The organism is Reichenbachiella agarivorans (assembly GCF_025502585.1).
GTDB classification, from domain to species: Bacteria; Bacteroidota; Bacteroidia; order Cytophagales; family Cyclobacteriaceae; genus Reichenbachiella; species Reichenbachiella agarivorans.
In genome coordinates this window covers 2,693,150-2,705,368 of record NZ_CP106679.1, presented here as the reverse complement: position 1 = coordinate 2,705,368, position 12,219 = coordinate 2,693,150, and the positions used below count along the sequence as shown (strand labels likewise).

The window sequence follows — 12,219 nt, the reverse complement described above, 5'->3', positions numbered from 1 at the left end:
AGTCAGAAAGCATAAAAATAGAAAGTTTAATAGCGTGAATTTCTGTCTGCTAGAGATAAATTAGAAATTGATTACTCTCTCTTCAGTTTGATAAAACCCTTCTGTGACTCCTGCATTTGTCTTGATTCCTGTATCCTGATTTAGCGTCAATCAAGATAAAACTGCGATAAGTCATAACATATCATTCGCCAAACGAGTATGCTTAACTATATTTACTATTATCATTCAAGAACAATCAATATGTCGACTATTACACTAAAAGGAAACGAAATCCATACCTCAAGTCAACTACCAGCTGTAGGCACAAAAGCCGCAGATTTCAAATTGGTCAAATCAGACTTGTCAACAGCCAGTTTGGCAGATTATGCAGGACAGAAAGTTATTTTGAACATTTTCCCAAGTATTGATACGGGAACATGTGCCACCTCTGTGAGGAAATTCAATGAAAAAGCCGCAGGATTAGAAAACACGAAAGTATTGTGCATTTCTAGGGACTTGCCTTTTGCGCAGGGCAGATTCTGTGGTGCTGAAGGGATCGCCAATGTAGATACGCTTTCAGATTTTGTGGATGGGTCTTTTGGCAAAGCCTATGGACTAGACATCATCGACGGCCCTCTCAAAGGACTTCACTCTCGATGCATTGTGGTTTTGGATACAGATGGAAAAGTAATCTATACTGAACAGGTCGCAGAAACTACCGAAGAACCCAACTACGACAAGGCACTAGCGGCACTTTGAGATCAGAAATTCAAGATTTGAGATTGATTTACCCATGTAGGGGAATCAAAAAAATGAAAACCCGTCTGATATCAGGCGGGTTTTTGATTTCCTATCAGGTCATTCGTCACAGACGATCGATTCATACTCATCACTACGATAAGCTTCTGACTTGATTTTTTCTCCTCGATCATCATAGTAAACCACCACATAGTAGTCAGCTTCTGGAAATGCCTTCTCTGCATAATAGAGATTCTGCTCTGCACTCCCTAGATTGTATATATCGTTGTATTCGGCAGGTATAATCAATCCCCTCTCCGAATGGTACACACCATACAGACTATTGACACTGATCTCTATTACCTTTTTGTCTTGCGAGTTGCTCAGGTATTGAAATAGATCTATGTCCCCGATCAATACCTCATCGGTATAGATTGCTCGAAGCTCCCACTTTCCATTTTTGCGCCCTAAAAATGTGCTGTCGCTCCAATATTCGATTTTTTCATAACTCCCTCGCACCCATTCTTGATTCATTCTATCCAAGAGCCCATATCCATTTTCTTCCTTGACAACCAAAATGTTGTCATTGTATGGCTTCAGCTTTTCAAAATAATTAGTTCGCAAGAGTACTTTGTCATCGAAATTGAACGCCCCGAACTTTCCATCTACGAGCACATCAGCAATCCCCTTTTTGGCCTCTCCGATCGCATTGTATCGTACTTTCATGATCAAACGCCCTTTTTCATCCACCGCGCCATATTTACCATCCTTCTTTACTGAAAAGAACCCTTCACTGATAAATCCGAGTTCATCATAGGCAGAACGGAATTGCAGTTTTCCATCGCGGTAAAGTTCCAATTCTTCTCCTCTTTTGATCACCAAATAGTGAGTAAGGGTACGTCTGCTAGAACTCAAAGCCTGCAAGTACTCCCCTTTATTGACATTGACCACCTGACGATTGGGGAAAATCGCCATCCCCTGACTACCCATAAATACAATCGCTATGTCATCCCCCAGCAGTTTGAGTGAATCCACATTGAGAATAGGCTCACTCTCAATGTTTTGACTATACACTGACCATTTACCATACTTTCTGAGTCCAAGCCAATCATCGTTTTGAAGGACGTCATGGTAGATCGCCTCTTCGCTGCTAGCCTTTTCTTTGTCATACACCCTGTACCCCTCCGGCGTTCTAAAAACCCAAATGGCATGCATGGTGTTGATACTGAGGGTAGAGTCTGGAGACACGACCTTGAGGTCTGCCGAGATCAATGATTCCAATTCCTCTGTATAGCCCACTATGTAGTCTTGATTGATCAGTTCTACTTCCTCATATTTGATGGCAATTTCTTTCTCATCGGACAGGATTTCACGAAGATTGGTTACTCCAAACACACCGTCCAACTCCACAACCCAAAAACCACCTTCCAAGAAAATATCGTCATAGGCAGGTTCGAGAAAAACCTTACCCGTGATACCTGCCAACCCAATTTTTCCTTTTTCCCTAAATGAAATCAAATGACCGTCCAGCACCTTGATTTCCTCATACTCGATGGGCAAAATCACATCTCCCGTCATGGTAATCGCTCCTACTTGCGAGTCCAAAGTCAAAGCCAACACACCCGCTCCCAAGTCTTCATAGCCATCCAACTGCCCTTGGTATATCACTGTACCTGCTCTGTTGAGCAACAACTGCTCCCCATTTTGCTTTACCTCTAGGATCTCCTCAGTCACATTGCCACACAAGTATTTTCTACTGATCTCATCATAAGGCCCCTTCAAAAACTCGTCTCCTGCTAATCCATAAAAGGAATACTGGTGATCCAAATACATGGGAAATAGTACTGCTGCGTTCAACTGCTCCAGGTATGCCACTGAATCCATAAACTGTTTGTACACCTGCTGGTTGTAGTTCTTCAATTTATCTTTCTTTATCCCTACGGAGTGATACAAAAGTCCCAATGCGCGTCTGATCAATTGATCATTGTGATAGGTATGAATAAAAGAAAGAATATCCTCCTCCTGTAGACCGGCTACTTTCTTGTCATAGATTCTTTTTTCAATTTTTCCCCTAAAGGGTGTCTGGGGGTATTTGACCAAAAACTCTTCCAATTCACTCAATTTGTCTGAGAACAGAGTGGACTCATAGATGAGCTTGTCAAACCTAATCTTTGCGATAGGGAATTGATTGGCATCAGGATAAGCATTCATAAAGGCTTGATAAGCCTGCCAAGTCCCGTCAACCTCCGCCTCCTTGAATCTGATGGAGTCTCTCTGCGCTATTGCAGCAGGGACTTGTGCCGCTGTCCCATGATGGAGAATGAAATGTTCCAGCTGAGCCACATCATGTAGCGTATCAGCTCTCATATAAGCCAAGCTATCGATCTCGTCCTTGAGCTGGTCAAAGCTCTGCAAAGTCAAATCAGCCTTTTCGATCTCATTGGTATGCGCCTCCGTCCGATTGGGCAACAGTAAAAATGCATGTAAAATGTAATCATTGGCAATATCCAAATCTTGACCTTCGTAGGTCTGAGCGACGTAGAGCTTCGCATAGCTATAGGAAACCAAAGGATTGAGACTGTCTTTGTCATAGGAGCGCTGGAGGTATTCCTTGGCCTTGTCATAATCCTCCTTTTCTATGGCACGCAATGCTTGTTTGGATCTATCTGCATGCACCATGTGCACAAATAGAATCAGCAAAAGACTTATGTATCGTACTTTATTCAATGATTACAACTGGTTTAAGAGCGAATTTAATCATTTCATTTTTACTCTGTCTAATAAGTTCTAGCAACGAATACTCTGTTACTTTTGAGGCTCAATAGCATACTATGACAATCCAGCAACTCAACAAAGAACTCGGCAACATAGATTTATATCTATTGGATCAAATACTAAAGGGTAATATAGATACTAATGCCAAAATTTTGGATGCCGGTTGTGGTGAGGGTCGAAATCTCATCTACTTTCTCAACAACCACTATGAAGTACACGGGATAGACCAAAATCCAGACGCCATCCGTATGCTTCAATTTATCCTTGGAGCCAACTATCCACAGATCAACAAAGGCAACTTCCACATCGGCACGATTGATCAAATCCCCTATCCTAACGAAACATTTGACTGGATTATTAGCAGTGCTGTGTTGCATTTTGCACAGAATCAAGAAGATTTTTGGGCAGGAATCAAAGAAATGACCCGTGTACTAAAAACCAACGGGGTGCTGTTCGTCCGAATGACCTCTGACATAGGTCTGGATGAAATGCCCGAAACGGAAAACGGAAAGTACAATTTGCCAGACGGGAGTTATCGATTCTTGATCACCGAGGAACTGATTTCTCAGTTACTAACAGATTTTGCTTTTACTCCCATAGAACCTATCAAAAGTGTCGTGGTGGACAAAATGCGTAGCATGACCACCTTAGTTTTGAGAAAAAACCAAATCCAAGCGTAATGTTCGCTCCAATAATTCGTAATATTACCAGCCTATCAAAACAGGTTTATCATAGGTATTCCATACTTTTGAAAAGGTAAAAGATAGATATGCGTCGAATCATCCTTATTTCAGTCCTTGTGCTATCCTCGCTGGTGGGAAGTTCCCAAAACTTCTTTGATTGGCGATACCATGACCGCTATTTTTCGGTTTATGCAGGTACAGGATGGACAGGCTATGTAGGTGACTTGACCAACGGATCACCCTTTACCAAAGGGATCTCCCATTTCAACATTGGAGCTGAGGTTCGGCTCTACACCAAAATAGCCGCCAGAGTCCAATATGCGACCTACAAGATCGAAGGCTCTGATTCCCATGCTGCCGACAGTTCATTCAACAGACAGCGCAACCTGTCTTTTCACTCTCAAAACCATGAATGGCAGGCGCAACTGGTGTACTATTTTTTCAAATACGGTGGGAAGTATCACAAAAGAAGAGCCTACGAGCCCTATTTCGCCCTAGGACTGGGGCAAACGTTTTACAACCCCAAAGCAAATGTCTCCACGCTGGGTGAACCCAAAACCTATGTCCTCAGGGACTATCATACCGAAACATCCAGCTATGGTAATTCCGCATTGATCTTGCCTGTCAATTTAGGAGTTAAATTGGCTGTCACAGAATTCATCAACCTAGGCGTAGACCTAGGGTATCGCTTTGCCTTTACTGGGCATCTTGATGACGTTTATGGCAATTATGCAGACCCCAATGGTGATGGTACTGGCTATCCTGATGGCACCGTAGAGGCAAAATTGAGCAACCGAAAATTTGAGGATGATGTGTACATCGTCAACCAAGATGCATTTGACCAACTCGTCCCTGGCAACAAACGAGGCAATGGAAAAAATGACGGCTACTTTCTGCTCAATATGAATCTGGAAGTCTATCTACCCAAGGATGTCTTTAGGTCTAAAAAAGGCAGAGGACGAAAAGGAAAAATATTCAGCAAACCTGGCGCGTATGATTGATCGATTGCCACTAATCATCTTGTTGACAATCATGACTGGGCTGCAACACATAGGACTGGCTCAGACACAAATACAGATCGCCAAACTCAAATATGATGGTGGTGGCGACTGGTATGGCAACAAAACAGCACTTCCCAATCTGGCCGCCTATTGCAACCAAACCCTACGCACCAATCTCGACACGGATGACGAAATAGTAGAAGTCGGTAGCCCTGATTTGTTTCTCTACCCCTACATCTATCTCACAGGTCACGGCAATGTGGTCTTCTCTCCCAACGATGCAGAAAACCTCAGAAACTATCTGGTAGCAGGTGGTTTCTTACACATCGATGACAACTATGGATTGGATCAGTTCATCCGACTAGAGATGAAAAAGGTATTTCCTGAACTGGACTTTGTAGAACTGCCCTTTGATCACCCTATCTACAGACAGAAATTCAAATTCCCCAACGGACTACCCAAAATCCACGAGCACGACGGACAACCTGCCCAAGGTTTTGGACTGATCTACGAAGGCCGACTCGTCTGCTTCTACTCCTATGAATCCGACCTAGGCAATGGATGGGAAGACCAAAGCATCTACAACGACCCAGAAAGCAAAAGACAAGAAGCACTCAAAATGGGTGCAAACATCATCAGTTACGCTTTTTCGGAGTGAATTGATTTCAAACCATTTGTGAAAAATCTTGCGTGCACCCAAAGTAACCCATCCTAAAGTAAGGCTACAAATCACCTAGCAAAATGTATAATAATTTTGGTTTAGTGTCCCAACCAATTGCATTTTTTACCCAAATAGACAGTATTATATCTTCACTACTTTGATCCCGCACTTCAATTGGGTCCTTTCTGAGGGTTTCAAAACGATCAATCCTTCGCCAGTATTGAATGCATTGGGAGGACAGGTCACAGGTTCTACTGCCAATTGTTTGCGGCTAGGAGGAGAATAAATTTGATAATAGGCATATTGCCCTGTTTGCCAGAGTTGGATGTCCAGTTGAGTAGATGGATCCTTCATCGATATCACAAATGGCTGTGCATCATCGGTAATCATAAAACAATCATCCAGCTCAGCATTAGCCAAATCCTTTCCATTCTCATAGCCATGTGTCTTAGACACTGATTTTTTTCCAAATGAAGACACTCTCTTGGCAGCACCCATTTGCAGGGTCACTTGCCCTATACCATTGTCAAACTGAAAATAGGGATGCCAACCATCGCCTATCGGTAGGTTGCTTGTACCTGTGTTTTCTATTTGCGTATCAATCGTGATACCATCCTTACCGTAGATTACTTCTATAATCAATTGGTAAGCAAAAGGATAGCCTTGATCCGTTCCTAGATAATCGTATCCCAAAAACAACTTGCATTCAGTTTCGCCCTCCACCACATCTATCACTTCGAAGGGTCTGCAGTGCAACAAAGCATGTAGATTGTTGTTCCTACTGATTTCATTGATGATCATTTGATATCTCTGCCCCTCAAACTGGTATTTTCCTGCCTTCAGCCTGTTAGGAAATGGTGAGAGCTTTGATCCCTTGAATGCCGAATGATGCTTCTGCATGATTTCGTCCTCCGTCCTATAACCGTCAATGATAGAAATCAGATTGCCTGCTCCATTTTTCACAACGAGATCATTGATTCCTGCTCCGAATCCTGACACAATCTCTAGGTATTCGCCTGTGGATGAATTGATTAATCTATAGGCCTCAAATCGACCGATGGGGTGGTTCTTAACTTCGTACATGCTAAAAATGTAATATTTACGTTTATTCTCTAAGCGAAAATATACCAGAAGTTTAAGATTAAAAACAAACTTTGTCCATTGGTTTCTCAGCGCGCTCCTCTCCTAGCTCGATTGCCTTTCTAAACTGAGTACAAGCCTCCGTATCCTTTTTGTATTTCATGTACGCCAACCCTAGGTTGTAATAGACAGATGCGTCTGGCCCAGCATTGTTGATGTATCGCTCATAATACTTGATGGATGAATTGTAGTCGGCCATTTCTTGGTAGGCATTTCCGATCAGCACATAGTTTCTCACCAAAGAGTTGTCCGTATAGACGGATGAATTAAAATCTTTGACGGCATCTGTGTATTGACCCAATTTGGATTTGACAATTCCGCGATTCATCAGGTCACTGGCGTTGTCTGCTTTGATCAGGAGAGCAGAGTCATAATCCAACAATGCCTGCTCATAATTCCCCTTCTGAAAACTCTCAAATGCTCTTTTGGAATAAGCCTTGGCAAAATCTCCCTTTCCAAAGAGAATTTTATTGATTTCATCTCGTTCATCATCATCCACCAAAAAGCTCAAGTTATAGAGTGCGTTTCTGTGATGAGGATTGATCTTCAAGGCTTTGCGATAGTCTGTGATCGCACCCTCTTTGTCCCCTCTGTCCAATCTAAACATCCCACGATAGACGTAGTAGTTAGGATCCAATTCGTTCAATTCAATGGCCTTGTCATAGTCCAACATCGCAGGAGTACTATAGCCCAATTTTTCATACGTCATGGCTCGATGCACAAAGATGTCAGCCTTCATTTCTTCTACGGTCGAGATACCAGACAGGAGCACCTCACCATCTTCATCATAGGACACCCCTTTGAATACAATCGCCTTGGTCTCCAACTTTTCCACATTGGTGATCAAATAGGTGAAATCCTGAGCCGCTTGTTTGTAATTCTCGCGCTTATAGTAGATCAAAGCCCGCTTAAAAATTGCCACGTTGTTGGTACCATCCATTTTGTTGGCAGCTTCATAGTCTACCAACGCCCCCATTTCATCCCCTTCTAGTTCTTTGGCTTGACCTCTGGCGATGTAGTAGTCGGCTCGGGTAGAGCTGAGACGAATCGCACTGTCATAATACACTTCTGCCAGTGCATATTGGGTATTGGTCACAGACCGGTTGCCTTTTTCATAATACTGATCGGCAAGGTCATTCTTTTCTTTTTTGTTTGAATATTCCCCACTCTCTTGTGCGATTAGAGAGCTGTTTAGCCAGATAGAAATGATAATAATTAACGTAATAGTCTTCTGCATACCATATGATTTTATGTTTTTTCTAGCTAGTTGGACACAGGTTTAAAAGTCGAAAAATAGTGATTCTCATCTGGAATTTAATTTTTTAGCTTAATTAAAAATCCCTATCCAAACATATTTTTTACTTCTATCTTTGCTGGCTCAAAAAACTCAAGAATAGTTACAGAATATTATTGAAATAATGATAAAAGACTTTGTAGAAGAACTGAAATGGAGAGGCATGATTCACGACATGATGCCTGGGGTACAAGAGCAAATGAACAAAGAAATGACCGCTGCTTATATAGGGTTTGATCCTACGGCAGACTCGCTACATATCGGTAGCTTGGTGCAGATCATGACGCTCGTGCATCTACAAAGAGCTGGTCACAAGCCCTTCGCTTTGGTCGGAGGTGCTACAGGTATGGTGGGTGATCCATCAGGCAAATCAGCAGAACGAAATCTACTATCTGAGGACGTCCTCCAAAAAAACCTCAGTGGTATCAGAAAACAACTAGAGCAATTCTTGGATTTTGACTGTGGGGACAACTCTGCCGAGGTAGTCAACAACTATGATTGGTTCAAAAACTTCAACTTCCTAGACTTCATCAGAGATGTAGGCAAGCACATGTCAATCAACTACATGATGGCCAAAGACTCGGTCAAGACCAGACTAGAGACAGGTATGTCTTTTACCGAATTTAGCTACCAATTGATCCAGGGCTATGATTTCTACTGGCTCAACCAAAACAAAAACTGCAAAGTACAACTCGGTGGATCAGACCAATGGGGTAACATCGTCACAGGAACAGAACTCATCAGACGCAAGTCCCAAGGTGAAGCAGAAGCATGGGCAATCACCACGCCTCTGATCAAAAAAGCAGATGGCACCAAATTTGGCAAGAGTGAAGGAGGAAACGTATGGTTGGATAAAGACCTCACCTCTCCTTACAAATTCTACCAATATTGGTTGAACTCCAGCGACGAAGACTCTGAGAACTACATCAAGATTTTTACACTCTTGGGCAAGGAAGAAATTGAGCAAATCATCGCCGAACACAAAGCTGCACCACACGAGCGAAAACTACAAAAAACCATCGCAGATGACATCACTGTACGTGTGCACTCTCAAGAAGATCTAGAGATGGCGATCAAAGCATCTGGAATTCTCTTTGGTAAGTCTACTGCCGAAGACCTGGTTTCACTCAATGAAAGCACGCTGCTCTCTGTGTTTGAGGGTGTTCCACAAACTACCGTGAGCAGAGCAGTGTACGATGCTGCAGAAAACGTCACAGACCTGCTCTCAGAAGCCAGCAATGGAGTGGTATTCTCCTCCAAAGGCGAAGCAAGAAGAATGATCCAAGGTGGAGGTGTGAGCATCAATAAGACAAAAGTAGAATCTCCCGATCAGCCAGTCAGTTTTGATCTGCTCAACAACAAATACCTGTTGGCACAAAAGGGTAAAAAAAATTACTACCTGATTACTGTAGAGTAATCAGGTAGGTAAAAGTATAATAGTTAAAGGTTAAAAGTGCATCATCCAAGAGACCTTGTTCCTTGACCATTGACTTCTAACCACCTGTCCTATGGGGCGGGTTTTCTATTGATTACAGAAAGAATATCATGATGAAATATCTAACACTGGTAGGGATAGTTTCCCTTCTGTTTTTACACGCATGTGACATGAACAAAGGAAAGCACCCCTACACCAATGCCCTGATCAACGAGAGCAGCCCCTACCTCCTCCAACACGCCCACAACCCTGTCGACTGGCAACCTTGGGGCAACAAAGCCCTCAACCAAGCCAAAAAAGAAAACAAATTGATCATCGTCAGCATAGGATATGCCGCTTGCCACTGGTGTCATGTCATGGAGCACGAGTCGTTTGAAGACCTGCTCATTGCCGAAAAAATGAACGAAAACTATGTCTCCATCAAGGTAGACCGAGAGGAAAGACCCGACATAGACCAAGTCTACATGAATGCTGCACAACTCCTCACTGGACGCGGTGGCTGGCCGCTCAACATCGTCGCATTGCCTGATGGCAGACCTGTCTTTGCTGGCACCTACTTTTCCAAAGAAGATTGGGATAAAATCTTGGATTACTTCCACGCCATGTACAAGAGCGACCCACAAAAAATGCTGGATCAAGCAGAAAAGGTCACAGAAGGCATCGCCGAAAACGAAATGCCTACATTTAATCAGTCGGCCCTCAACTACAGTGCAGATACCGCCCAGCACATAGCCAACCAACTGCTCAGTGAACTGGACACTGTCAATGGCGGCAAGTCTGGCGCGCCCAAGTTCCCTATGCCAGTCATCTATGAATACCTAATGGCCGAAAGCTACTACCGCAACAATCCCGCGATAGATCAAGCCATCCAAGTGACACTCAACAAAATGTCAGCTGGTGGCATCTATGATCACCTCGGTGGTGGTTTCTCTAGGTACTCAGTAGACGGTACTTGGACCGTGCCTCACTTTGAGAAAATGCTCTATGACAATGCCCAGTTGATCAGTCTCTACAGTCATGCCTACCAACGCTACGGTACAGCGGCTTACCAACAAACAATCGTCGAGACCATCGCGTTTTGCAAGCGGGAATTGAAAGACTCACTAGGTGGCTACTACTCCTCCCTCGATGCGGATAGTGAGGGAGAAGAAGGCAAATTCTATGTTTGGGGAGTCGCAGAAATTGACAGCCTCTTGGGAGAGAAAGCTCAGTTTTTCAAGACCTACTACGGCATATCTGTCAAAGGCAACTTTGAAGGTAAAAACATACTGGAACGAAAAGGATCTCTTGCTCAAATGGCCAAAGAGTATGGTATGACTGAAGCCAAGGCCGAAGGTATCATCGCTGAAGCCAAAGCAACCTTGTTCCACGCCAGAAGTCAGCGAATCAGACCCGCACTAGATGACAAAATATTGACCTCATGGAATGGATTGATGATCATGGGATTGGTAGATGCCTATTTCGCACTGGGCAATGAGCAGTACCTCGCAGATGCCCTAGAGACAGGTGAGTTCTTGCTCGGCAAGCAGGTATTCGACGGCAACAGGATTCACCGCAACTTCAAAGATGGCAAGTCAAGCATTCATGGATTCTTAGATGATTATGCATTCAGTATCTTGGCCTTTGTCAAACTGTACGAAGCGACCTTTGATGAAAAATGGCTCTACAAAGCCAAGGAGCTGAAAGAATTTGCCTCTGCGCATTTCTTAGATGACAAAACCCAGATGTACTACTACACCTCAGACACGGACGAAAAGCTCATCGCCAGAAAGATGGAACTATCTGACAACGTCATCCCTGGCTCCAACTCTGCCATGGCACAGGCTCTCTTCCTCTTGGGACAGTACTTCTATGATGAAAATGACCTGAAGCACGCCCAACAAATGATTGCCAACAGCCAAGCCAACTTCAGTGAACACCCCTACTACTACAGCAACATGGCCAGACTGTACTCAATGATGGGTGAGACGCTCTATGAGGTAGCCATCGTAGGTCCAGAGGCAGCAACCAAAAGAAATGAATTGGCCAAAGGATACATCCCCAACAAAATCCTACTAGGCGGTAAAAACGAGGGCACACTAGACCTACTAGAGGGCAAACGCTCCGAGGGCAACACCTTCATCTACGTCTGTCAAAACAAGTCTTGTCAGCTCCCTACACAAGAGGTCGCTCAGGCATTGAAACAGATCAGATAGAGGCAAGTGCCGAACAGTGTGCCTACCGGACACCAAACCGAAAATTTACAGATAAAAGTAAAGACAGTAAAAATCAAAAACTTCATAAGTAATAAAGAAGAAGTTAAGATCGGATTGGTGATTTGACCATCATTGTTGGGAAAAATAATATTGAAAAATCAACATCTTTAGAAGCATTGGACATTTTCATCAATGAAGGAAAGGGCGTAATCAAACTGGATAAAGATGATGTTAATAAGCAAGCTCTTGCCGAAGATGACACAGAAACTATCATTTCGGTACCCTTTGAAGAATTATTGTAATTGATAGCACCAATGA

General features: G+C 43.3%; 10 protein-coding genes. 7 read left to right on the top strand and 3 right to left on the bottom strand.

Annotated features, from left to right (window positions below; genetic code table 11):
* Positions 1–240 precede the first annotated feature (240 nt).
* Positions 241–738: a thiol peroxidase gene (gene tpx / locus N6H18_RS11385; protein ID WP_262308398.1), complete on the top strand. Its 498-nt coding sequence runs from the start codon at positions 241–243 to the stop codon at positions 736–738.
* A gap of 99 nt (positions 739–837) precedes the next feature.
* Here tpx and N6H18_RS11380 read toward each other — a convergent pair whose 3' ends face one another.
* On the bottom strand, positions 838–3,444 hold the full coding sequence (locus N6H18_RS11380) for a WG repeat-containing protein (protein WP_262308397.1): 2,607 nt from the start codon (positions 3,442–3,444) through the stop codon (positions 838–840).
* Positions 3,445–3,548: 104 nt separating this feature from the next.
* On the opposite strand from N6H18_RS11380, the gene N6H18_RS11375 reads away from it, so the two are divergent.
* The 3 genes from N6H18_RS11375 (at position 3,549) to N6H18_RS11365 (ending at position 5,834) form a co-directional block, all read left to right on the top strand.
* Positions 3,549–4,172, top strand: a complete 624-nt coding sequence (locus N6H18_RS11375; RefSeq protein WP_262308396.1) for a class I SAM-dependent methyltransferase — start codon at positions 3,549–3,551, stop codon at positions 4,170–4,172.
* 89 nt (positions 4,173–4,261) lie between these two features.
* A complete protein-coding gene (locus N6H18_RS11370; RefSeq protein WP_262308395.1) occupies positions 4,262–5,176 on the top strand; it encodes a DUF6089 family protein in 915 nt (304 codons plus the stop codon).
* A 31-nt stretch (positions 5,177–5,207) separates the two neighbouring features.
* Entirely contained in the window at positions 5,208–5,834 is a 627-nt protein-coding gene (locus tag N6H18_RS11365; protein ID WP_262311607.1) for a DUF4159 domain-containing protein, read from the top strand.
* 144 nt (positions 5,835–5,978) lie between these two features.
* Here N6H18_RS11365 and N6H18_RS11360 read toward each other — a convergent pair whose 3' ends face one another.
* Together N6H18_RS11360 and N6H18_RS11355 are read right to left on the bottom strand one after the other, a co-directional pair.
* Entirely contained in the window at positions 5,979–6,920 is a 942-nt protein-coding gene (locus tag N6H18_RS11360) for an aldose 1-epimerase (protein ID WP_262308394.1), read from the bottom strand.
* A 58-nt stretch (positions 6,921–6,978) separates the two neighbouring features.
* Entirely contained in the window at positions 6,979–8,214 is a 1,236-nt protein-coding gene (locus N6H18_RS11355; RefSeq protein WP_262308393.1) for a tetratricopeptide repeat protein, read from the bottom strand.
* A 184-nt stretch (positions 8,215–8,398) separates the two neighbouring features.
* Between N6H18_RS11355 and tyrS the strand changes: the two genes are divergently transcribed.
* From tyrS to N6H18_RS11340, 3 genes are all read left to right on the top strand, one after another.
* Positions 8,399–9,688 (top strand): tyrosine--tRNA ligase, encoded by a 1,290-nt coding sequence (gene tyrS / locus N6H18_RS11350; RefSeq protein ID WP_262311606.1) that lies wholly within the window; start codon positions 8,399–8,401, stop codon positions 9,686–9,688.
* Between the two features lie 128 nt (positions 9,689–9,816).
* On the top strand, positions 9,817–11,901 hold the full coding sequence (locus tag N6H18_RS11345) for a thioredoxin domain-containing protein (protein WP_262308392.1): 2,085 nt from the start codon (positions 9,817–9,819) through the stop codon (positions 11,899–11,901).
* Between the two features lie 122 nt (positions 11,902–12,023).
* Positions 12,024–12,203 carry an AAA family ATPase gene (locus N6H18_RS11340; protein WP_262308391.1) on the top strand — a complete coding sequence of 60 codons (180 nt, stop codon included), beginning with the start codon at positions 12,024–12,026 and terminating at the stop codon, positions 12,201–12,203.
* Positions 12,204–12,219 lie beyond the last annotated feature (16 nt).